A 23833-nucleotide genomic window follows, 5' to 3' on the forward strand; every position below is an offset into this window, starting at 1 on the left:
CTCCTTAATAAGGATGGGAGTTTTTCGTTCTTTGCCTAAATAATTTGCTCCTACCACAATGGCTTTCCTTTCTTCAGATACTCCGCTCGACGTTCTCAAGCACCTACTGCTCATTCTGGCCGTGGGGGTAGTGCTTGTGCTGGGCTTCTTTTACGTTTACCTGCCCGTGAGCACCCACCACGGCGAAACCATCACGGTACCCAAGGTGACGGGCATGAACGTGGCCGACCTGGAAAACTACCTCGACGAGCGCAAACTGGCCTATTTCGTGGACGACTCCAGCTACAGCCCCAACATCCGGCCGTTTACGGTGCTGGTGCAGGACCCCGCGCCCGGCGAAAAAGTGAAGGAAGGCCGCAAAATCTACCTGCAGGTGAGCATGAAGAACCCGCCGGTAATTAAGATGCCCAAGCTCACCGACGGTTCGATGAAAAACGCCCAGCTCATCCTCAACAGCTACGACCTGGTGGTGGGCCAAATCCAGCTGGTGCCCGACCTGGCGCAGAATGCCGTGCTCAAGCAATTGGTCAACGGCAAGGAAATAGCCCCCGGCGCCCCCATTGCCAAAGGCACCCGGGTAGACTTGGTGGTGGGCGACGGTCAGGGCAACCAAACCTTCCCCGTGCCTAAACTGGTGGACATGCCCGAAGACGAAGCCATTACCCTGCTCATTGGCCAGGGCCTGCAAAAAGGCGAAGTATTTGAGTTGCCCGCCGAGGCAGGCCAGACGCCCGGCACGGTGGTGCGCCAGCGCCCCATTTACGGCCCCGACGCCACCATCCGCATGGGCCAGCTAGTGGATATCTGGGTGGCTAAATAAGCAGGCAACCCCGCGGCGCGGCCACTTGTATAGCGTTGGAGATAAGCAATATTCTGCTGCGCCCGGCGTTGCCGGGCCTTAGGTTCTCTATATGACAACACTTTTCCGCAAGTATGGCTGCCGTCTGCTGCCGGCGCTGCTTTTGGCTGCCGGAACGGCTTCGGCCCAGGTAGCCCCGGCCCTGCCCCTGGCCGCCGACCCCGCCCGGGCCGCTTACGCCCCTTCGGCCGCCGAACGCCTGGCCCTGCGGCGCGGCACCACGGCCCTGGCCCTGCCTTTCTTCGACGACTTTACCTCGCCCCTCGAAGGCCGGCCCAAGGTGCAAAACTGGCTGCCCACCGGGGGCGCCCTGGTGAGCAACCGCCTGGCGGTGCAGCCCCTCACCCGCGGGGCCGCCACCCTCGACGGCCTCCGGGCCAACGGGCAGAGCTACAGCGGCGTTATCAACAGCTCCTACGGCACCATCGACTCGCTGACGTCGCAACCCATTAACCTGGGCGGCCTCAGCACCAGCGACCAGGTGTACCTCAGCTTTGGCTGGCAAGCCGGCAGCATTGTGGGCGTGCCCAACGGCAACACCAGCAGCACGCCCGTGCGCCTGGAGCTCTTTCTGAAAACCAATACCGGCACCTGGGAATCGGCGTGGGTGTACCGCAGCGCCCGCCAGCGCACGCCTTTCAAGCAGCAGGTAATTGACCTGAACGCGGCTAAGTACCTGCACGGCGACTTCCAGTTTATGTTTATCGCCAGCGGCAATACGTCCGACAACAGCGACGGCTTCAGCGTGGACTACGTGGTGCTGGACCGCGGCCGCACGCGCGGCCTCGCCGACACCACTTTCGTCGACATTGCCACCAGCGCGGGCCTGCGCGGCGGCAACCCCTCGGGGGGGCTGCGCAGCCCGTTGCGCCGGTTCGCGGCAATGCCGGTGTGGCAGTTCAACGCCGCCGCCCCGCCCACCAGCGAGCTCAACCCTCGCCTGGGCGTGAACATCAGCAACCTGAACGCGGGCTTGCTGCCCATTCCCATCAATGTATTCGGCACCGTGCGGGAGCTGCCCGCAGGCGCGCCACTCGGCAACTGGCTGCAAGCCAGCCGCGCGTTGCCCGTCAACCCCCGCCAGGACAGCGTGACGGGCCACGCCAACCGCGTAGCCGTGCCCACCTCCGGCACGCCCAAAACCCTGCGCTACACCCTGGCCCTCAACACGCAGGAAGGCAACCCGCGCACGCTGCCCAACGACACGATTTTTCGGGACGTGGAGCTGAATAATTATTACGCCTACGACGATGGCACGGCCGAAAACATCACCCAGCTCATTCCCTACTCCACGGGGCAGGCCTCGGCGTTTGCCTACCGCTTCGACCTCAACCAGCCCGACTACGTGCGTGCCCTGCGCCTGTACCCGGTGTTCACCGCCTCGGACCGCGCCAGCCGGTCGGTGACCGTGAGCGTGTGGGACGATGCCTCGGGCCAGCCCAACCCCGTGCCCCGCGCGGCCAAGACGGTGGTAATGCCCAACCCCCTGCCCACGGGGTGGCAGTATTTTGAAGTCACCTTCGACCAGCCCGTTCGCGTGACGGGCAGCTTTTACGTGGGCTTCTCGCAGCCGTCGCAGGGCCGCGACCTGCACTACGGCCTCGACCTGAACAGCACTTTCCCAGCCAAGCACCTCTGGCGCCGCGACAACACCGGTGCCTGGGACACCGCCAACTTTGTTCCCCGGGGCACAGCGCCGCGCGGCGCCCTGATGATGCGCCCCGTGATGACCAATAACGTGGCCACCGCCACCGCCGCGGCCCGCGAAGCGGCGGCCTACAGTCTCTACCCTAACCCTGCGCACGGCACCGTCAGTATTGCCGGCCCGGCCTTTGCCCGCGCGGCCGTGCTCGATGCCGTGGGCCGCACCATTTGGGAGCAGCCCACCGCGCAGGCGGGCCAGCCCAAGCTCACCCTGCCCTTCTTGCCGGCCGGCGTTTACACCGTTCGGCTCACTTTGGCCGATGGCCGTACTGTTGGGCGGCGCCTCCTGCTGGAATGACGCAACAGAAACCACCGCGCACAAAAAAGCCCGCCAGTTAATCTGGCGGGCTTTCTTGTATTCTCACCATGAGGGAAGTACCCCTAAATTGGTTACTTCCTTTATGCTAATACCAGCTTACTTATTTAGCTGGCATCAGCACAGTATCGATAACGTGGGTTACGCCGTTGCTGGAAATAACGTCGGGAATGGTCACGCGGGCCATGCCACCTTTGGCATCCTTAATCATTACCCCGTTGCCATTCTTCATCACAATCAGCTGCTCGCCTTCCACGGTGGTGAGCACCTGGCCGGGCGTAAGATTGCCGGCGGTGTAGCGGCCGGGCACTACGTGGTAGGTCAGGATTTTGGTGAGCGTGGGTTTCATCCCGGGGGTCACCAGCGAGTTCATGGTGCCGGCGGGCAGCTTGTCAAACGCGGCGTTGGTGGGGGCAAATACCGTGAAGGGGCCGGCGCCTTTCAGGGTTTCGGCCAGGCCGGCGGCTTTCACGGCAGCCACCAGCGTGGTGTGGTCGGAGCTACCCGCGGCATTGTCTACGATGTCTTTATCTGCGGTCATCATGGCGCCGCCCACCATCACGCCGCCCGTGCCGGTGCCCATGGCTCCGGCACCCGTGGCACCTGTGCCGGTAGCGCCGGTTCCAGTGGCACCCATTCCGGTGGCTCCGGCAGCCCCGGTTCCGGTGGCGCCCGTGCCCATATCGCCGGAGCTAGTGGCCGAGCCGCTCATCGTGCCATCGGCGCGAGGCTTGGTCTTCGCTTTCATTTTGTCGCCGGCATCCGATTTGCCTTTGACTTTCATCTTGCCATCGTCGGCCATTTTGGTTTTGGTCGTCGTCCCATCGACCTTCGTTTTGGTTTTTTCGGCGTCGCTCTTGGCTTTCACCACATCCTGGGCGAATGCAGGCGCGGCAATGGCTGCGCTCAGGGCTAGAGTAGCTAAGAAAGGTTTGAGGTTCATGGCGTTGGGGTTGAGTGAAAGAAATGCGGTAAGCCATCTATACGTAATCAGCCACCACTTTGGATGTAACCCATTGAGGAGCTTAAACATAAATCAATGTCTATCTGACTAGAATTCGGCACCAAACCCGCCCTTTCCTCCAAGGCTTTGGTCAACTTAACCAAGCAGCCGAACCTCACTCATTCATTGCCCAATCTAGCTAGCAGCTAGACGGTTGTACCCTACCCTCCAGCTCCTGCCAAAAGACGTCCAGCCACGAGACTGAAACACCCTAAAGCCCGAACTGGTCTTCGACCAGTAGTATAGTATAAGCACTGACGCGACTACGAGGAGCCCACGGGTGCCCTCCCCGACGAAGCGCGACCGCGCCCGAATAGCCTCTAAGCACGAGTTACCGCAGGACATCAGCTACACTACCAACGAAGTGGAGCTTCTCCTGCCGGCCAGCCACATTCCCACTAAGGGCACCAAGACCTTCTACTCCCTTCTGACCCACACCCAGCGCCACGAAATGGCCCAAGAGCTCGAATGAACCCGAAGCCATCGAAATTGTGCCGATTCCACTGGTATAAGCCGAAGACCGGATGCCACGCGGCGAAATACGAGCGGCGCGCAATGACGCTTTGGCTGCTTACGCTTTGCAGTCTCCAGCAATAAGGCCGTTGATTGAGCTGTGGACAGCACAGGCTCATCACCCAATGGCATCCGGTCGGACTCAGCTGATATTATCCCTATCCTCGGATAATTCGCTGCATTTTATGCAGTTACTGACCTGGGCACACTTGTAGTGCCAGGGTTTTTCGCTGCAGCGCCTCGGTTCCCCGCAGTGGGGCGTGGAAGCGATGCCAATAGTTCCTGACGCAGCCGCAGCATCTGTGCCCGGCGCTCCTCTTGTTTGCGTGCGGCGTATGCTTCGTACGCCAAGTCTAATGCTGTTTTCATGCCGAAATGTATGGATAAAATGTAATTAAATACAAAAAAAATATCTTTTTTATTTTTCTAAAGCTCAGCTTTTGCTGCTAAAGCCACAGCCTGCACCATCACGCAACATTCTGGAATTGTGGAAGCAATTTCTCACCACACAGCTAGCATGGAGTCGAGCCGATTTCAGCTCAATTTCTTCATGAGCTGCATAGCCTCACAGTCGCTTAACAAAGCCAAGCGGCCCTACCTACAGGAGCCACCTTTAGGGAGAAATGCCCACTCGTTGTGGATTATAATAAACAAAAAAGGTCTCCCCGCTTTCGCGGGGAGACCTTTCTAAACAGCCTGGTAGGCTAGGTAAACCTGACTATTGCTTCTGGATGCGACGCACAGCGGTTACGTTGCCCTGCCGTACTTCGAGCAGGTACGAACCCGCAGCGAGTGAGCTAGGCAACAGCAATTGCTTGTCAGCTGCCAGGGCCGCCATGGGCACCACTACGCGGCCGGTGAGGTCACGCAGGGCGACCTGGGCAGCGCCCGAACCGGGCAGGGCCACCGTTACACGGTCCTGGAAGGGGTTGGGGTAAACCGACAGGCCGGGCAGGTTCTTGCTGGCCAGCGTGACCGAAACCAGGTTGAACGTAGCCGTGCTGGTAGCGGTGCCACCAGGCGTAACCACCGCGATGAAGCCGCTTACGCTGCCCGTGCCCGTGGGCAACACCAAGGTGATGCTCGTGGGCGAGTCTACCGTGAAGGAAGTAACCGCGAAGCTGCCAATCGTGACGGCAGTAGCACCCGTAAAGTTGGTGCCGGTGATGGTAACGGTAGTGGTGGGGCCGCCCGTGGTGGGCGTGAAGCTCGCAATGGTGGGCGCAGCAGCCGTTACCACAAACGTGAAACCAGCGGTGGTACCGCCGCCGGGGGCCGCGTTAGTTACCGTTACGAGGTAGCTGCCGGCGGTGGCGACGGCCGAAGCCGGTACCGCGGCCGTGAGCTGCGTGGCCGATACATACGTGGTAGTCAGAGCCACACCGTTAAACGTCACCGTCGAGCCGGTGATGAAGTTGGTGCCGTCCACGGTCAGGGTGAAGGCGGCGCTGCCGGCCACGGTGGTGGCGGGGGCAATGCCCGAAATGGTGGGAACCGGATTGGGCACCAGCACCGTGAACGTAGTGGTGCTGGTGGCCGTGCCAGTAGGCGTGGTCACTGCAATGGCGCCCGAGGTGGCTGCGGCTGGTACCGTGAAGGTCAGGCTGGTGGCGCTTACCACCGTGAAGCCGGTGATGGCGACCCCGTTCAGGGTAACAGCCGTCGCGCCGGTAAAATCGGTACCGGTTACGGTTACGAGCGTGCCGGGCAGGGCGCTGGCCGGCGTGAAGCTGGCGATGGTCGGAGCAGGCACGGTTACGGTGAAGGTGGCAGCCGCCGAGGTGCCGCCGCCGGGAGCCGGGTTGGTCACCGTCACGTTGTAAGCACCGGCGGTGGTTAGGGCCGAAGCCGACAGGGCCGCGGTGAGCTGCGTAGCCGATACGTACGTGGTGGTCAGGGCCGCTCCATTAAAGTTCACCACCGAGGTGGCCAGGAAATTGGTGCCATTCACGGTGAGGGTTTGAGCTGCTGCGCCCGCGATGGCGGTAGCCGGTGCCAGGGTCGTGATGGTAGCCACCGGGTTGGGCGCAATTACCGTGAAGCTGGTGGTGCTGGTGGCAGTACCCGTGGGGGTAGTCACGGCGATAACGCCGGACGTAGCCGTAGCGGGCACGGCAAACGTGATGGTCTGCGCATCAACCACGGTGTAGCCGGTGATGGCAACGCCATTCAGCGTAACGGCGGTAGCGCCGGTGAAGTCCGTGCCGGTGATGGTAACCGTGGCGGCGGCCAGGCCGCTGGTGGGCGTGAAGCTCGTGATGGTAGGCGCCGGAACGGTAACGCTGAACGTGGCATTGGCCGAAGTGCCGCCGCCAGGAGCGGCATTCGTTACGCTAACGTTGAAAGTACCCGCCGTAGCAACGGCCGTAGCCGGAACCGCTGCGGTGAGCTGGGTGGCGGACACGTACGTGGTAGTCAGGGCCGTGCCGTTGAAGTTCACGACCGACCCGCTGATGAAGTTGGTGCCGTTAACGGTCAGAGTCAACGCGCCGCTGCCGGCTACGGCCGTGGCGGGCGTGATGCTCGCAATGGTCGGGGCCGGGTTGTCGGCGATGAACGTCAACGTGCCGGTGCTGGTAGCCGTGCCGAAAGGCGTGGTAACGGCCAGGGTACCACTGGTAGCGCCAACCGGCACCACGAAGGTGAGGGTGGTGGCATTAACCACGGTGAAGCCGGTGACGGCCACACCATTGAGCGTCAGAGCCGTGGCGCCGGTGAAATCCGTGCCCGTCACCGTAACCGTGGTGCCGGCTGCCGCCGAGGTAGGCGTGAAGCTGGCGATGGTAGGTGCTAATGCGAAGTTGGTGATGGAGATGTCATCAACGTTGATGCGGGGAAGGGTAGCGGGGGCAGTGACAGTGGTGGTGGTGTTGCTAATGCGGAAACGCACGTTGCCAACTTGGTTCACCGTGAAGGTATAGGGCGTGAGCGTAGCCGTGAGGGCCGCTGGAGCACCGGGGACCGTAGTGAAAGTAGCACCGCCATCGGTCGATTTTTCAAGGATGAAGCTAGTGGATGCGTCGTTGCCGTACAGGGCCGCATTTACGGTTACTACACCTGCGCCGGTCGGCTTGTCAAAGTCCATGCGGATGAAGCCAGCCCGGATACGGGCCGATTTCAGGCCGTTAAACCTATCAGCAAAGGAGGTGCCGATGAGAGCATCGGAGAAGGTCCAGATTCCACTAGCCAAGCCCACCGTGTCAACCGCGTAACCTCCTTTGGCACCCTTTTCAATATTCTCAAAGGCACCGGCTGTGCTGGGGTTACTCACAATGAAGGTGAGACTGTTTGAGGTGCCGCCTGCGCTCGTGACGGTAACCGGGAAACTGCCTGCAGTGGCCAAAGCCGTGGATGGGATAGTTACAACCAGCGAAGTTGCCGTGCTGCTGGTCTGGGTGTAGCTTACCCCGTTAAAATCGACCGTCGAAGCAGGAGTAAAGTTCGTGCCCTTAATAGTCAGCGTAATATCGGGGCCTCCGGCTACCCGGGCATTAGGGGTGAGTCCCGACGATGTGGAAAGGGTAGGCGGCAGGTAGAAGATTCCAGTGCTAGTAGCTGTCCCGTCTGGAGTAGTGACGGAAATGGTGCCATTAGTAGCCGTGGCCGGTACAGTAAAGGTGATGGTTTGGGCATCCACTACAGCGAAGCTGGTAGCAGCCACCCCGTTGAGCTTCACAGCGGTTGCGCCCGTAAAGTCGGTGCCCGTAATGGTAACCAGCGTGCCGGTGCCTACTGCGCCGCCCGTTCCCGAAGTGGGGGTGAAGCTGGTGATGGTAGGCACCGCCGTTACGCCCCGCAACGCGGCCGCGTGAATGCTGGCCTTGGCGCAAGTAATGGAAGCCAGGTCCGCGGCTTGGGCTGAGGAAACAGCAACCATCAGCCCCAGTGCGGTGGCAAATTGATTGATTTTGTTTCCTAAACGCCCATGGGCATTAGAAAAGGAAAAGTGTTTCATAGTCTTGAAAAAGTGAAAATAAATGGGTAGAATTAAAACGAAGATATAAGGAGAATATGGACATATAGCGCAATTGGACACACTTTGAACAAAAAAATAATACTCAGTCTTAGAAGCTGAGTGCAATTCCCAAGCTGAGCACTGAGTTATTGCCTAATATCCAATAAGCTAGCCTTTCCGCCGGCGGCAAAATGCGGCCGCGTTCAGCTTTAACCCGAGAAAGCAAAATGCCCCGAGCGGCCGTACTGATGGGGGTTTATTGGGCAAAAAGCACCCAGCTACAGCGAGGTGCTCACGGCAGCAAATGTCAAAAGGCTTATGCCTGAGACTGCCTCGTCCCCTTATGATTACCTGATACTTAAGCGTGGCTAGTGGCCATGCGGCGGCGGCCAGGATGCCGTCCCGAGCGCAGAAGCCACGCGATTAGCCTGTTAAAAACTCCAAAGTTGAGCTAAACCCGGGGCACCTTTTCCTCCCACTCCCTTGGGAGTGCCTCCCTCCTACTTCACCACGATGGCCCCGCGGAGCATGCCCATGCCGCAGGTAAACTCGAAGCGCCCGGCCTGCTGCGGCAACAGCTCCACCAGGGTTGTCTGGAAGGCGGGCAAGTCGCGCCGGATGCTGAAGTCGGGCATCAGCAATTCCTCGGAGCAGCTGTTCTCCTCGTCGCGGTAAAAGTTGAGCTGCACGGGCTTGCCGCGCTCCACCTCGATTACATTGGGCGAGTAGCCGCCTTTCACGGTAATGTCTACTTCCTGCACGCCGCTGGACGACGACACCGCACTGGCGGTTTGGTGGGGTGAAAAGAAGAAGTACCAGAGCACGAACCCCGCCAGGATCAGCCCAACAACGGTGACGATGATAGCAGCCGTATCCATTTTACATGAGGAATGAAGCGTGAGAAATGAGGAATTACGGGGCTGAATTCTGCAGTCTTAATTCCTCATTGGAGCAAAGCACCTTAATCGCAGGGAGTTGGTGAGCACCGACACCGAGCTGAGGGCCATGGCGCCGGCCGCCAGCATGGGCGAGAGCAGCCACCCGAAGAACGGGTACAGCAGCCCCGCCGCGATGGGAATGCCGAGGGTGTTGTAGATGAAGGCGAAAAACAGGTTTTGCTTGATGGTGCGAATGGTATGCCGCGACAGCTCAATGGCCAGCACCACGCCGTTCAAATCCGAGCGCATGAGCGTGATGCCGGCTGCTTCCATGGCCACGTCGGTACCGGCGCCCATGGCCAGCCCAATATCGGCCTGGGCCAGGGCGGGCGCATCGTTGATGCCGTCGCCGACCATGGCCACCACCCGGCCTTCGGCTTGCAGGGCCTTTACTTTGCCGGCCTTGTCGGCGGGCAGCACCTCGGCGAAAAAGCGCTTGATGCCGACCTGCCCGGCCACCTTGGCGGCCGTTTGCGGATTGTCGCCCGTCATCATCACCACCTCAATGCCCAGGGCCTGCAGCCGCTGAACGGCGGCCAAAGACGTATCGCGCACGGTGTCGGCCACGCCCAGGATGGCCGCTGCCTGGCCCGCCACGGCCACATACAGCACCGTGTTGGCGTTATTCAACAGCAGCTCGGCCTGGCTGAGCAAGGCCGCCGGGACGGCCACCCCCTCGTCTTCCAGCAAGCGCTGATTGCCGATGAGCACGGCCTGGCCATTTACCGTGGCCGCCGCGCCCTTGCCTTCCACGGCCCGGAAATTGGTAACGGGCAGCGGAGCGGTGCCCTGGGCCTCCGCGTAGCGCAGCACCGCGGCCGCGAGGGGGTGCTCGCTCTGCCGCTCCACGGCGGCTACCAGATGGAGCAGATGGGCGGCATCCTGGCCGGTGGCGGGCACAAAGGCCGTGACGGCGGGCTCGCCCCTGGTGATGGTGCCGGTTTTGTCCAGCAGCACCGTGTTCACCTTGTAGGCTTTCTCCAACGCCTCGGCGTTGCGAATCAGCACGCCGTGTTCGGCGCCCTTGCCGGTGCTCACCATGATGGCCGTGGGCGTGGCCAGCCCCAGCGCGCAGGGGCAGGCAATGATGAGCACGGACACGAAGTTGACCAGGGCCAACGGCAGCCGGGTGGCCACCGGCGCCAGGTCGAACCAGAGCACGAAGGTGAGCAGGGCAATGACAACGACGGTGGGCACAAAAATGGCGCTGACCTTATCGGCCAGCCGCTGGATGGGCGCGCGGCTGCCCTGGGCGTCTTCCACCAGCTTTACTATCTGGGCGAGCATGGTATCGGCGCCCACCTTGGTCACCCGGAAGCGGAAGGCGCCGGTTTTGTTGAGCGTGGCCCCAAAAACCGGGTCGCCGGCCCGCTTTTCCACGGGCAGGCTTTCGCCGGTGAGCATGGCCTCGTCCACGGCCGAGTGGCCTTCGGTGATGATGCCGTCGGTGGCCACTTTCTCGCCCGGGCGCACCAGCACAATGTCCTGCAGCTGCACCTGCTCGATGGGCACGTCCACTTCCTGCCCGCCGGCCCGCACCACGCGGGCCGTCTTTGCTTGCAGGCCCATCAGCGTGCGGATGGCGGCCGAAGTCTGGGTTTTGGCCCGCATCTCCAGCACCTTGCCCAACAAAATCAGGGCAATGATGGTGGCGGTGGTGTCGTAGTAAACTTCGGGCATCAGCCCGTGGCGCATGAAGAAGCCCGGCGCTACCGTTGCGGCCAGGCTATACAGAAACGCGGCGCCCGTGCCCACGGCAATAAGTGTGTCCATATTGGCCGCGCGGTGCCGGAAGCTGTTCCAGGCCGAACTGTAAAACTCCCGGCCGCTGTAGAGCAGCACGGGCAGCGTGAGCATAAGCAGCAGGTAGTTGAGCCACTGCATGTTGACGCGCTGCGCCAGGGCCGGCCACAGCATGAGCATGCTCAGCGGCATGATGACCACCGCCAGCCCCACGGCCACCCAAAAGCGGCGCTTGAGCTTGCCATAGGCGGCGGCCTTCTGCCGGTCGATTTCGGCCTGGCGGTCGGCGGCGCTGGTATCCGGGGGGCGCTCCGTCACGCCGAAGCCGGCGTTTACCACGGCTTCCTTCAACGTCGCGGGGCTGGCCTGGCCGGGCACGTACTGCACGGTGGCTTTTTCGGTGGCAAAATTGACCAGGGCGCTCTGCACCCCCGGCGCGCGGCTGAGCGACTTTTCCACGGCCGAGGCGCACGAGGCACAGGTCATGCCTTCGATGTCGAGGGTGGCGGTTTCGGTTTTTTCGGTAGTGGGAGACATAGCACGGGTGGCGCTAAAGCACCTGGAGTTTCTGCTTGCGCCCTTAAAAAAAGCTGGGCCCAGAACGACAGTACAAAGGAACGGCTACTTTCAGGCCGCGGTGGTACGGAATCCTGCGCCAGAGTTGCAGAATTTGCGGCTTTTGGTAGTTGACGCATCAGCACTAACATTTGGGGCCCCGGTTTGGCTCAATTCCGTATTACCCGAAAAAGCCACTCTAATAGCACGGCCAGAATCGATACCCCATCCGCCTCGGCGCGGTATCTTGGGCTGGGTGGGAAGGAACCGCAAGCCACACTCCGCCATTATCACCGTTTTGCTAAACCCTTGGTTGGCGTTCTACTACCGTGGCGCCCGCCATAGGCGCCCACGGCCGGTTGGAAACAGACGGAAGTAGGCGAGCCCAACGAGAGGGGCGCCCCCACACGCTTGCCTAGCGCGCCCGAAATTAGGAGCACGGAGCCGCGAAAGCGCTTTGCGGTGCGTTCGGCAACCGCCCCATACCCCATCCACCAAGCCCCTCGTTTCCTCGCCCAGCGGGCGTTGCGGGTGGAACGCCCTTTTGGGCGGTAGCCCCGCCGGCCATTCCGCTAGAGTTCCACGCCCCGAGCGTGCTGGTAATGAGAGCGGCGCCGGATACCTTTACGTCACTACGCCACCGCTCTCGCTGTCCCCGGCATGAAACCACTCCTGCTCCTGTTGCTGCTCATGGGCCTGGCCTGTCCGGCTCGTAGCCAGGAGCGAAAGCGCGCCCGCGCGTACGGCATCCGCATCGGGGTGCTGCCGCCCGGCGCGCTCAACGCCATCACCGATGTCGCCGGCGTACGCGTCGGGCACACGACCCTGATAGAAGGCGCGGCCGTGCGCACGGGCGTGACGGCCATTGTGCCACACCCGGGCAACGTGTTTCAGCAGAAAGTGCCGGCCGCGGTCTACGTCGGCAACGGCTTCGGCAAGCTGTCGGGCAGCACACAGGTTCAGGAACTGGGCGTGCTGGAAACGCCCATTGTGCTCACCAATACCCTGAGTGTGGGCACGGCCCTGAACGCCGTGGTCGATTATGTGCTGCGCCAACCCGGCAACGAAACGGTGCAGTCGGTGAACGCGCTGGTCGGGGAAACCAACGACGGGGTGCTCAACGACATCCGCGGCCGGCACGTGACGGCGGCGCACGTGCTGGCCGCCATTGAGCAGGCCCAGGCCGGGCCGGTCGCCGAGGGCAACGTCGGCGCCGGCACGGGCACGGTGTGCTTTGGCTTTAAGGGCGGGATTGGCACGGCATCGCGCGTCGTGCCGGCGGCGCTGGGCGGGTACACCGTGGGCGTGCTGGTGCAAACGAATTTTGGCGGCGTGCTCCAAATCAACGGGGCTCCGGTTGGCCGGGAGCTGAAGCAGTTTTACTTGAGCCAGCAGCTGCCCGACCCCGCCGACGGCTCTTGCATGATTGTGGTCGCCACCGATGCCCCCCTCGAGGCCCGCAACCTGGAGCGGCTGGCCAAACGCGCGATGCTCGGCTTGGCCAAAACGGGCGGCATTGCCGCCAACGGCAGCGGCGATTACGTCGTCGCCTTTTCCACCCACCCCGGCGGCCGCGTGCCGTACGCACCGACGGCGGCGAGCCAGACGGCAACCACGCTGACCAACGAGGCGGTATCGCCGCTGTTTCTGGCCGTCATCGAGGCCACGGAGGAAGCTATCCTTAACTCCTTGTTCCAAGCCGAAACCATGCAAGGCAAGCAACGCATCGAGGCCCTGCCCCTGGAGAAAGTGCTCAAGATTTTATCGCGTCATCATGCCCGCTAACTCGTCCCTCTACGCCTACCTGCACGGCCAATTCACCCCCTTGGACCGGGCGTTTCTCCACGTCAGCGACCTGGCCGTGCAGCGCGGCTACGGCGTGTTCGATTTCTTCAAGGTGCACGCCGGGCAGCCGCTGTTTCTCGAGGCCTACCTCGACCGCTTCTACCGCTCGGCGCAGCTGCTGGAACTGGCCGTGCCCTTGGCGCGGCCGGCGCTTCGGGCGGTGATTGAGGAACTGATTGAGCGCAACCGCCTGCCACTGTCCGGCGTCAAGCTCCTGCTCACCGGCGGCTACTCCGCCAACGGCTACGAGCCGGGCGCGCCCAACCTGGTGGTTACCGAGCAGCCGCTGGCGCTGCCCACGCCGGCGCAGGTAGCGGCGGGCATCAGGCTCATCACCTACGACTACGTGCGCGAGCTCCCGGCGGCCAAGTCCATCAACTACGTGACGGGCATCCGGCTCCTGCAGCAGCTCAAGGCCCGGGGGGCCGGCGAGGTGCTCTACCACCACCAAGGGGTGATAACGGAGTCCCCGCGCGCCAATTTTTTCATCGTGAAGCACGACCACACGGTCGTGACGCCCGCCACCGACGTGCTGGCGGGTATCACGCGCCAGAACCTGCTGAGCCTGCCCGAGTCGCCCTATCGTCTTACCGAAGGCCTTGTCACCCTGGCTGAGGTGTACCAGGCCAAGGAAGCTTTTCTGACCAGCACCACCAAGCGCGTGCTGCCGGTGGTGCAGATTGACGACGTGGTCTTGGGCACGGGCCAGCCCGGGCCCGTAACCCGGGCTTTGCTACAGGCGCTGCTGGGGTTAGAAGCGCACCAGAGCCGCCCGGCCGCCGCGCCGGTCGGGTAAGCGTTGAGACGAGCATCTAAAATTGTCATTTTCTGGTTTTTGTCGCCTTAGTTCGCCGTAAATCACCCCCAGCGCGGAAGTCCTAAACACGCTCACCTTTACCTTCCCAAACCATCATGTCATGAAAATTCTCTTCTTTGCACTGCTGGCGCAACTCGTCTTTTCGTTGCCCGGTCTCGCCCAACAGACCCAGAAACCTCCGCTGCACGGCAAGCACTGGATGGCCATTACGGGCAAACCCTTGGCGGCGACGGCCGGGGCCATAACATTCCAAAAAGGCGGGAACGCGGTCGACGCGGCCTGCGCCATGCTGGCCGCTACCTGCACCATGTGGGACGTATTGAGCTGGGGCGGGGAAACCCAGGCGCTGATTTATAACCCGAACACCAAAAAGGTCATCGCCCTCAATGCCATGGGCGTGGCGCCGACCGGGGCGACGGCCGATTTCTTTAAACGCAAAGGGTATAATTTTCCGCCGGAAAACGGCCCCTTGGCTGCCACCACGCCCGGCACCCCGGGCGGCCTGATGCACATGCTGGCCAATTACGGCACCCTGAGCCTGGAGCAGGTGCTGGCCCCGGCCATGGAAATGGCCGCCGGCTACCCCATCGAAGCGCAGACGGCCAACAGCATCGAGAAAAACAAAGCGCTGCTCAAACAATGGCCGTACAGCAAAAAGCTGTTTTTGACGCACCCCGGCCAGGAGCGGGAAGCGCCGGAAGCCGGCGAAATCTTTGTGCAGCAAGACCTGCTGCAAACGCTGACCAAACTGGTAGAGGCAGAAAAAACGGCCCTGAAGCAAGGTAAAAGCCGGAAAGAGGCCATTATGGCGGCCTACGCCCGCTTCTATACCGGCGACATTGCCCAGGAATTTGTCCGGGGCTCAACCGAACAGGGCGGCCTGATTACCCTGCAAGACCTGGCCCGCTGGAAACCCTTGGAAGAGGAGCCGCTCACGGTTAACTACAAAGGCGTGGACGTGTACAAATTGCAGCAATGGACCCAGGGACCCGCCATGCTGCAGGGGCTCAACATCCTGGAAAACTTTGACCTGAAGGCAATGGGCTACAACAGCGCCAAGTACATCCACACGGTGTACCAGGCCATGAACCTCTCGTTTGCCGACCGCGACTTTTACTACGGCGACTCGCATGCCGCCCCAGAAGAACCCATCAAGGGATTGCTCAGCAAGGCCTACGCCAAGCAGCGGGCCCGCCTGATTCAATACCAGAGAAACGACCCCCGCATCGGCCCCGGTGACCCGTACCCATTCGAAGGAAAGAAGAACCCGTACCTGAAGCTGCTCAAAGCCAGAGGCTACGAGATGGACACCACCAAACGGAACTTTGCCCCGAAGCACGACCTGGGCAACCACTCGGCGCCTGCCGAGTACCAGGACCGCCTGTGGCGGGGCACCACCACCGTGGAAGCCGCCGACCAGGAAGGATGGGTGGTGTCGGTTACGCCCAGCGGCGGGTGGCTGCCGGCCTGCGTTGCGGGCAACACCGGGGTGGGCATGAGCCAGCGCATGCAAAGCTTTGTGCTGGACCCCGCCCTGAACCCGTTTAACGTGGTGGCCCCCGGCAAACGGCCCCGCGTCACCTTAACGCCCTCTATGGCGCTTAAAGACGGCAAGCCCTTCCTCTCCTTTGGCGTGCAGGGCGGCGACACCCAGGACCAGAACCTGCTGCAGTTTTTCCTGAACGTAGTGGAGTTCGGCATGACCGTCCAGCAAGCCTCCGAGGCCGCCAACTTCAACACCAACCAGTTGTGGCTCTCGCTGGGCGGCTCCAAAACCGACGACCGCAAACCCAAACCCGGCCAGATTCTGCTCAACCAAAACACCCCGGAACGGGTGCGGGAAGAACTTAAAAAGTTGGGCTACACCTTAAGCTTTGGCGACCGCACCAGCGGGCCCATCAATGCCATTTACTTTGACTGGAAACACGGCAGCCTCTGGGGGGGCTCCAGCAACCACGGCGAAGATTACGGCATCGGCTGGTAGGAGCAGGAAAAACCCAGGTTAAGGATGACGCCAAAGCACGTTAAAACGTCGTGCTTTGGCGTCTACTGGTCGAAGTAGGACCGGAAGGCAACCCCCTCACCAGCGGGGGCAGCCGCCCTTTTACTACGGGTGAATTCTCCCGTGCAAGCAATTATTTAGTAGTCCTTAAACTATTATTTAATAATTATTCGATGACGGAGAGCATCCGATTCGACCAGCTAATGGGCTGCTTCGGCCCCATGGAACCTCTTTTTCGGCTGGCATTTACTCCCGCGCTTCGTATGCCCAAAAGGCGTGGAGAACTGAACCCGAGGGCAGCTCCGCGAGGCTGTCTACTTGCTTTTTGGCGGTCAGACAGCTTTACCATCACACGGGCAGGATTATTAGCAGTTTGATTGGCGATGTAAAGATTCGTGTTTTTATTGGCATTTATGATGTATATTGAGTGCCATTGCATTGTTAGGAGCTTATTGGGCCATGTCAGCATCAGAATTTATACCCATGCAGCGTACCCGTGTTGCCTCTCGACGACCTTGCCCTTTAAAAAAACAAGGAGCGTAATCCCGCCCCATATGGTGCGGATTACGCTCTACCTAGTAGCATACCATCGTCGGATGGCCGCAACTAGCAACGGCGCAGCGTAGCGGCTATCCGAATGCAGGCGGCAACCTTAAAACTGTGGATATGAAAAGTTTTAATGCTCTAAAAAATCACTTAAAGATATTTGTAGTTGTCAATTTTGCGACAGGCATTATCATGATTTTGTCTTCCCTAATTGGACATTACTTAACACCCTATAAATTAATCCCATCATCTATTATTGGTGGGACTGTTGGGCTATTATCTGGGGTTTACCTTTGTTTCAGATTAAACTATATAGACAAAAGGGATTTTTTTCCTGTATTGCTTTCAAGCCTTATCTATTTCGGTGCGATATCGTTTGAAGCTGTTTTTAATTTAAATAACCCCACTTTAATTCTAGGGGGTTTCTCTTTAATAGGGTTAATTACAATGATTAGCAATAATTATTTTGTAAATCATCATTACATCTCGGCAAACAAAATATATGGGATACTTGGACTTGTGTTTGCCTTTCCCGCTTTATATTTCGTTGTTGCCTCTATTTTAAAATTCCAGTTTGGACATGCCTTTTTATTTGGCTTTGTCGAAGAATTACTAAGAAGAACTAATGGACAAGAAAACTTTAACGCCATCACACCTTTTCTATTTGGAGGTGGGCTTATGCTAGCTTTTTGGTTAAATGTATTTACTCAAATTGAAAACATTCGAACCATAAACAACTTTAACTATAAAAGTATAATACTTAAAGTCAAGACGTTAAATCTCATAGTTGTAATTTTAACAAGTTCAACAGGGCTTGCCATTCTTTCGTATTTAGCTGTTGAAAATTTCTGATGAAAAGTCAGTTGCTAACAGAAGTATTGGCCTTCTTAATAGCAGCAAGGAAATAAACTTGTTTAAAGCAATTTGCAGTTGAGCCCAAAACCAATAATTTATTGGCGCATGCGGCGGGTCCGCCAGGGCACGGTCGAACCTAGTTTTGGGAATCTGATGCACCACTTCGGTCTGCGCCGGCTGAGCGTGCGCGGCCACGCGGGAGCGCACAAAACCATGCTGCTGGCGGCCGTGGCCTACAATCTCAAAAAGCTGCTGAAATACCAGTCCCAACGGCAGGTGAGCCTGGCGGCCTTGCCCCGGCCACTGCTGCCCACAACTACCTGCTCTGGCCGACGAAACAGACGCCCCGAAGCGCTAACTGAGGCACTCGCGAAGCGGCAACTCCGCAATAGAACCATCTAGAGCGAGGTCTGCAACAGCCACGAGCATTCAGTGAATGAGGCAGGTTAAAGGGTCATGGTCTGGGCTATTTTCTCGATGTTGAGGCTGCGGGCCGAGGCGTCGAAAATGCGGCGGTAGGCCCCGTCGTGCTCGTACAGCTGCCGGTGGGTGCCGCTTTCTACCACCTGGCCTTGCTGCAGCACATAGGCGAAGTCCGCATCCACGATTTGGGACAGGCTGTGCGAGATGATGACCACCGTGCGGCCCCGCTTCAGGGCATCGATGCTCGCTTTGATTTGCTCGGTCGTGACGGCGTCGAGCGAGGCAGTCGGCTCGTCGAGGAAGATGATAGGCGGGTTTTTGAGGAAGAGCCGCGCAATGGCGATGCGCTGCTGCTGCCCACCGGAGAGCTGCTGGGCATCGGTTTCGTATCCCTCCGGCAGCTGCAGGATTTGCTCGTGCAGGAAGGCTTTGGCCGCGGCCTGCTGCACCTCTTCCCGGCTGGCCTCCATCAGGCCATAGCGGATGTTTTCCTCCACGGTGCCTTTAAAAATGTGGTTTTTCTGCAGCACCAGCCCAATGTTCTGGCGCAGAGCGTGGGTGTTGTATTCGGCGAGGGGAATGCCGTCGAGCAGCAGCTCGCCGTGCTGGGGCTGATACAACTTGCAGAGCAGGTTGATGACGGTGCTTTTGCCGGCGCCGCTCAGCCCCACCAGGGCCGTGGTTTTGCCGGCGGCGATGGTGAGGCCCACATCGTGCAGGGCCTGGGTGCCGCTGGGGTAGGTGAAGTCGATGTGGCGCAGCTCGAACGTGCCGCGCAGGTGCGTGGGCAGCACCGGGCCGCTGGGCTCCACGGCATCGGGGGCGTCCAGCATCTCAAAGAAGGCTTCGGAGTAGGTGTGCACCTCGTTCAGCTCGTCGTACATGCGGTGGAGCTGGCGGATGGGGGCCGACACGTTGTGAAAGAGCATGATGTGAAACATGATGGCCCCGAGCGACATGCGCCCGGCCAGCACCAGGTAGGCCGTGAGCACCACGATGAACACCACCCCCAGCTGCTCCACGAAGGACTTGAGCCCATCGAACAGGAAGTTGGTTTTGCGCATGTGCAGCTGGGCCCGCCGGAGCTGCTGCTGCAGGAAGTTTTGCTTTTGCTCCTCGTAGTCTTCCCGCACGAAGCTCTTGATGACCACGGCCGAATCGATGAGATTGAGCAGCCCGTGGTTTTTGTCTTCGCGCAGCTTGCGCATCTGGCGGCGCACCGCACTGAGCCGGTACGCCTGCCAGTAGCTCAACCCAAAGTAGACCGGCAGCACCGCCAGCGCCACCAGGCCCAGCTCCCAGCTGGCCGCGAACATGATGCCCAGGGCCACCACGGCGTTGGCCAGCAGCGGTAGAATGTCGATAAACATGTCCTGCACCAGCTTCATGAGGCTGTCCACGCCCTTGTCGAGGCGGGTTTGCAGCCGGCCGGTTTGGTTGCCCAGCTCCGCGTAGAAGCCCAGGCGGTAGGAAAGAATGCGCCGCACCGCATCCTGCGACAAGGCGCTGGAGACGTAGATGCGGATTTCTTCGCCGAAAAACTTCTGGCCGAATTCCAGGGCGATGTTAATCAGCTCCTTGGTGAGCAGGATGAGGCTTATCAGCAGCAGCAGCGGCATACCGGCGCGCAGCCCCTTGCCTTCGGCCAGCAGCCGCTGCACCGAATCCACGGTGTAGCGCAGCACGAAGGGGTTGACCTGTGCCGTGATGGCCCCAATCAGGGTGAGCAAGAGCGTGGCTGCCACCAAGCTGCGGTAGGGCCGCACGTAGGGAACCAAGCGCCGTATAATCTGCCACAAATTCATCAAACAACCAGCTTATATGCTGTTTAACTAGTTCTTCACAATTTCAGCGACGTGGTTTTCCGCTCAGCAATCAGCTCAAGCCTCGGTAATGGGCAGCACGAGGACGGGGATGGGGCTGCGGCGGAGCAGCTCGGCCGTGACGGAACGGTGGAACACGCCGCCGAGCAGCGTGTGCGGCCGGGCCGGCACGACCAGCAGCTCGGCCCCGAGCTCGGCGCAGGCCCGCAGCACGCCCGGGGCCGGCGCCTCCTCCGGCACCTCGTACACGTCGCTGCCCGTCAGCCCCCCGAACAGCCCGGTGCGCCCCACCGCCAGCAGGGCCGCGTCCAGCGGGGCCGGCCCGCGGCCCGGGCTGGCGTGCACGAGCGTGGTCTTGGCCTGCAGGGCCTGCAGCAGCGGGGCCAGGGCCAGCGCCGGGGGCGTGAGCCCGAAGCTTTGCTCGTCGGCGGCCACCACCACGCGCCGGGGCAGGCCGGCGCCGGTCCAGGTTTCGGGCACGAGCAGCAGCGGGTAGCGGGCCTGGCTGGCCACCGCCGTGTGCGGCGCCTCGCGCCACGCCGCCAGCAGCAGTGGGTGGTACCGCAAAATCATGTGCTGGACCGCGACCTCCAGCGAATCGTCGGAAAGCTCGATTAGGGCCGGAACCCCCAGCTGCTGGGTGCGCTTTGCCATATTCGCCATTATCTCCTGGCGGCTGGCCACTTGCACGGTGGCCGGCACGAGGGATACTTCCAGTTCCAGGAGCGGGTCCAGGTAAACGTGCAGCAACACCACGCGCCCGTTGACGTGCCTGGCCAGTTGGGTCGTATACAGCAATGCCGCTTCGGCGGAAGACGACAAATCGGTGAGCACGACAAAAGCAGGTTCCATAGAAAGGAGTAACGGGGCCATCATCGGGAACCAGGGCGGGCGCGGGCCGATGCGCTGCATGCTGCTGGAGCGCCCGGGCTTAAAATCCCGCCGCAACCAGTAAACGCTGCCCTAAATTCGCCTAAACACTCACCCGATACCATGACGATTATCAAGCCTGGACTTGATGCATGTTAGGGCAATGGCTCGGGTGGCAGCTCCGCAGCTCAACTTCTCTGGCCTGGGCGCCGTAGCTCCCGCCAACGGCAGGACAGCACACTTTAACCCTTACTATTGCCCAAGAGTCCAGCTCCATTCAGGTCGCTTTAGGCCAGCGGGGGCTGTGTCCGGCGCCTGCGCTACCAGATGGTTTTTTACGCCATTTACTCAGGAGCAAGCCCAGTAAGTGGCCCACTATCAGGACGGCTACGGCCGGAATGAGAATCAGAAGCAGGGCCGTGAGGGTGAGCGGCTGGATGTCTAATAGCCGGTGAAAAAGCGGTTGGTAATAACTCAGCAGCAGCAGGCCGGTGCAGAGGGCCAGGGCCAGCCACACGTAGGGGTTGCGGAGCACGTCGTTTTGCCGCACCGGCGTGCCGATGCTTACCATGTTGAACACGTGCAGGAGCTGGGTAGCGCCCAGGCCATAGAACAGCACCGCATTGGCCTCTTCGTCGGAGAGGCCGTATTGGTGGCGGGCGAGGTGGTCGCTGGTCAGCAGGGCGGCCGTCATCAGGGCGGCATAGGCTACCGCCAGGCGCCAGTCGCCGGGTCGCATCACGGGGCCTTGCGGGTGGCGGGGCCGATGGTTCATCACGGTAGGACTGCCCTTCCCTACCCCCAATGCCAGCGCCGGAAACACGTCGGTGAGCAGGTTTAAAAACAGGATTTGTAGCGGCAGCAGCCCCGAACCGGTGGCCAGCAAACTGGTGGCCGTTACCACCAGGATTTCGCTCAGGTTGCACGACACCAGGTACAGCACGAAGCGGCGGATATTCAAGAAAATGATGCGGCCCTGCTCCACAGCCGCCACAATGGAAGCGAAAGAATCGTCGCGCAGCACCAGCGCCGCCGCTTCGCTGGCTACCTGGGTGCCGCGCTTGCCCATGGCCACCCCAATGTCGGCTTTTTTGAGGGCGGGCGCATCGTTTACGCCGTCGCCGGTCATGGCCACCACGTGGCCGCGCTCCTGGTACAGGCGGATTAGGTCCAGCTTCTGGGCCGGGCTCACGCGCGCAAACACGCGGGCTTGCCAAAACCGTTGGTCGGTTTCGTCGGTGTTTGCCAACAAATCCCGCAGCTCGGCTCCTGTTAGCACAGCGGCTTCCTCCCCGGCCACCATGTGCACCTGCCGGGCCACGGTGAGGGCGGTGGCGGGGTGGTCGCCGGTGGCCATCAGCACGAGGATGCCGGCCCGCTGGCAGGCATTGAGGGCGGGTATCACCTCGGGGCGGGGCGGGTCGAGAAAGGCCACCAGCCCCAACCAGGTCAGCTCTTCGGCCCATTCTTTTTCGTCCTCATAGGGCAGCACCCGGTACGCCAGGGCCAACACGCGCAGGCCGGTTTGGGCCATTTGCTCGGCGTGCAGCAGCCATTCGGCCCGCTGCGGCTCGGATAAGGGCTGGGCGCCCTCGGCGGTGTGCTGCTGGGTGCAGTGCTGGAGCACTTCTTCGGCGGCGCCTTTCACGGCCACCCAGACCTGGCCGGCCACGTGCCGGTGCAGGGTGGCCATGAGGCGCGTTTCGGAGTTGAAGGGCCGCTCGGCAAGGCGGTCGGCGGTGCCCAGCGCGCCGGGCACGTCGAAGCCGCCCTCGTGGGCCAAGGCCAGCAGCGCCACTTCCAGCGGGTCGCCCAGGGCGGCGTCGGCCTGGGTGGGCGAGTACGAGGCGTTGTTGCACAGCACGGCCACCCGCAGCAGCAGCTGGTACGACTCCCCCGCCAGGGCCACATGCCCGGCATCGACGGGAAAATGCAGGCGCGTTTCGGGCAGCCAGACGGTATCAACCGCCATCTGGTTCTGGGTGAGGGTGCCGGTTTTGTCTGTAAAGATGACGTCGGTGCCGCCCAGGGTTTCCACCGCGGCCAGCCGCTTCACCAGCACGTTGCGCTTGGCCAGCCGCAGCATGCCATACGCCAGGGCCAGCGTGGCCACGATGGAGAGGCCTTCGGGAATGGCGGCCACGGCGAGCACAATGGCCGTTTTCAGCAATAAATAAGCGGATTTGCCTTCAAACAGCCCGATTATCACAAACAAAGCCGCCAGCCCAATGGTGATGAAAACCAGCTGGCGAGCCAGGTGATTGAGCTTGGCTTCGAGGGGCGTGGCCGCGCGCTCGGCCTGCTGCACCATTTGGGTAATGGCGCCCAGCTGGGTGCCGCTGCCCACCTGCGTCACCACGGCGCGGCCCGTGCCATTGACCACGGCCGTGCCCTTGAAAAGCCGCTGCAGCTGCTCGGCCAGCGGGGCATCGGGCGGGGCGCCGGCCAGGCTTTTTTCCACCGGCATGGATTCGCCGGTCAGGGCCGACTCGTTCACCTGCAGCTGCTGGGCGTGGAAGAGGTCGGCGTCGGCGGCCACCACTTCGCCGGCCTCCACCAGCAGCACGTCGCCGATGGTCAGCTGGTCGGCGGGAACGGCCCGCACCTGGCCTTCGCGCATTACCCGTGCCGTGGTGAGGCCCATGCGGCGCAGGGCCGTCATGGACGCCTGGGCGTTCCATTCCAGCCCAAACCCGATGGCGGCGTTGATGAAAATGACGGCCAGGATGGCATAGGCCTCGGCGTAGTCGTGAAAAATAAAGGAGAACAGCGCTGCCCCGCCCAGCACCACCACTATCACGCTGCGGAACTGGCGCAGCAGGATTATAGCCCAACTTTCGGGCGGTGCGGCTTCTACCGAATTGGGCCCGTATTGCCGTAGCCGCTCCCGTGCTTCGGCTTCGGTGAGGCCCGTAGCATGCAGGGGCTCGGTAGCGGCTGGGGTTTCAACTTGGGCAGCCATAATAGGAAGGGCAACGTGAAAGCTACTTGCCCCGCAAACACGGGGCGCGCAGCTTTAAATCCATAGCAACTTCACCCTCAAGCCATAAGCGGAATGTAAGCCAC

At 61.1% G+C, this 23833-nt stretch carries 15 protein-coding genes; 8 read left to right on the plus strand and 7 right to left on the minus strand.

What is annotated here, in order from left to right; all coding sequences use genetic code 11:
* Nucleotides 1-58 precede the first annotated feature (58 nt).
* Nucleotides 59-820 (plus strand): PASTA domain-containing protein, encoded by a 762-nt coding sequence (locus AUC43_RS17500; RefSeq protein WP_068196651.1) that lies wholly within the window; start codon nucleotides 59-61, stop codon nucleotides 818-820.
* Nucleotides 821-911: 91 nt separating this feature from the next.
* Complete coding sequence (locus AUC43_RS17505) at nucleotides 912-2861, plus strand: T9SS type A sorting domain-containing protein (RefSeq protein ID WP_157781149.1); 1950 nt, start codon at nucleotides 912-914, stop codon at nucleotides 2859-2861.
* Nucleotides 2862-2982: 121 nt separating this feature from the next.
* On the opposite strand, the gene AUC43_RS21890 is transcribed toward AUC43_RS17505, so the two are convergent.
* Entirely contained in the window at nucleotides 2983-3822 is an 840-nt protein-coding gene (locus tag AUC43_RS21890; RefSeq protein ID WP_068196657.1) for a fasciclin domain-containing protein, read from the minus strand.
* A gap of 340 nt (nucleotides 3823-4162) precedes the next feature.
* Here AUC43_RS21890 and AUC43_RS17515 point away from each other — a divergent pair, with 340 nt between their 5' ends.
* Complete coding sequence (locus AUC43_RS17515) at nucleotides 4163-4354, plus strand: hypothetical protein (RefSeq protein WP_068196660.1); 192 nt, start codon at nucleotides 4163-4165, stop codon at nucleotides 4352-4354.
* Nucleotides 4355-5113: 759 nt separating this feature from the next.
* On the opposite strand, the gene AUC43_RS17520 is transcribed toward AUC43_RS17515, so the two are convergent.
* From AUC43_RS17520 to AUC43_RS17530, 3 genes are all read right to left on the minus strand, one after another.
* On the minus strand, nucleotides 5114-8350 hold the full coding sequence (locus AUC43_RS17520) for an IPT/TIG domain-containing protein (RefSeq protein WP_068196663.1): 3237 nt from the start codon (nucleotides 8348-8350) through the stop codon (nucleotides 5114-5116).
* A 500-nt stretch (nucleotides 8351-8850) separates the two neighbouring features.
* Nucleotides 8851-9228, minus strand: a complete 378-nt coding sequence (locus AUC43_RS17525; RefSeq protein WP_068196667.1) for a cupredoxin domain-containing protein — start codon at nucleotides 9226-9228, stop codon at nucleotides 8851-8853.
* Nucleotides 9229-9285: 57 nt separating this feature from the next.
* Complete coding sequence (locus tag AUC43_RS17530) at nucleotides 9286-11568, minus strand: heavy metal translocating P-type ATPase (protein WP_068196669.1); 2283 nt, start codon at nucleotides 11566-11568, stop codon at nucleotides 9286-9288.
* A gap of 678 nt (nucleotides 11569-12246) precedes the next feature.
* On the opposite strand from AUC43_RS17530, the gene AUC43_RS17535 reads away from it, so the two are divergent.
* The 5 genes from AUC43_RS17535 (at nucleotide 12247) to AUC43_RS20200 (ending at nucleotide 18053) form a co-directional block, all read left to right on the plus strand.
* Nucleotides 12247-13371: a DmpA family aminopeptidase gene (locus tag AUC43_RS17535; RefSeq protein WP_068196672.1), complete on the plus strand. Its 1125-nt coding sequence runs from the start codon at nucleotides 12247-12249 to the stop codon at nucleotides 13369-13371.
* The gene (locus AUC43_RS17540; RefSeq protein WP_068196675.1) at nucleotides 13361-14227 is read left to right on the plus strand and encodes an aminotransferase class IV; all 867 of its coding nucleotides are present in this window, start codon (nucleotides 13361-13363) and stop codon (nucleotides 14225-14227) included. The genes AUC43_RS17535 and AUC43_RS17540 overlap by 11 nt, the downstream gene beginning before the upstream one ends.
* Nucleotides 14228-14348: 121 nt before the next feature.
* On the plus strand, nucleotides 14349-16232 hold the full coding sequence (locus AUC43_RS17545; RefSeq protein WP_068196678.1) for a gamma-glutamyltransferase family protein: 1884 nt from the start codon (nucleotides 14349-14351) through the stop codon (nucleotides 16230-16232).
* A 684-nt stretch (nucleotides 16233-16916) separates the two neighbouring features.
* Entirely contained in the window at nucleotides 16917-17648 is a 732-nt protein-coding gene (locus AUC43_RS21095) for a hypothetical protein (protein WP_157781150.1), read from the plus strand.
* Between the two features lie 108 nt (nucleotides 17649-17756).
* Nucleotides 17757-18053 (plus strand): transposase, encoded by a 297-nt coding sequence (locus AUC43_RS20200; protein WP_071885959.1) that lies wholly within the window; start codon nucleotides 17757-17759, stop codon nucleotides 18051-18053.
* A 44-nt stretch (nucleotides 18054-18097) separates the two neighbouring features.
* On the opposite strand, the gene AUC43_RS17555 is transcribed toward AUC43_RS20200, so the two are convergent.
* The 3 genes from AUC43_RS17555 to AUC43_RS17565 form a co-directional block, all read right to left on the minus strand.
* Entirely contained in the window at nucleotides 18098-19879 is a 1782-nt protein-coding gene (locus tag AUC43_RS17555) for an ABC transporter ATP-binding protein (protein ID WP_068196681.1), read from the minus strand.
* Between the two features lie 75 nt (nucleotides 19880-19954).
* On the minus strand, nucleotides 19955-20749 hold the full coding sequence (locus AUC43_RS17560; RefSeq protein WP_068196685.1) for a universal stress protein: 795 nt from the start codon (nucleotides 20747-20749) through the stop codon (nucleotides 19955-19957).
* Nucleotides 20750-21044: 295 nt separating this feature from the next.
* Nucleotides 21045-23729 carry a cation-translocating P-type ATPase gene (locus tag AUC43_RS17565; RefSeq protein WP_071885960.1) on the minus strand — a complete coding sequence of 895 codons (2685 nt, stop codon included), beginning with the start codon at nucleotides 23727-23729 and terminating at the stop codon, nucleotides 21045-21047.
* Nucleotides 23730-23833 lie beyond the last annotated feature (104 nt).

The sequence above is a fragment of the Hymenobacter sedentarius genome, from assembly GCF_001507645.1.
Taxonomy (GTDB): Bacteria; Bacteroidota; Bacteroidia; order Cytophagales; family Hymenobacteraceae; genus Hymenobacter; species Hymenobacter sedentarius.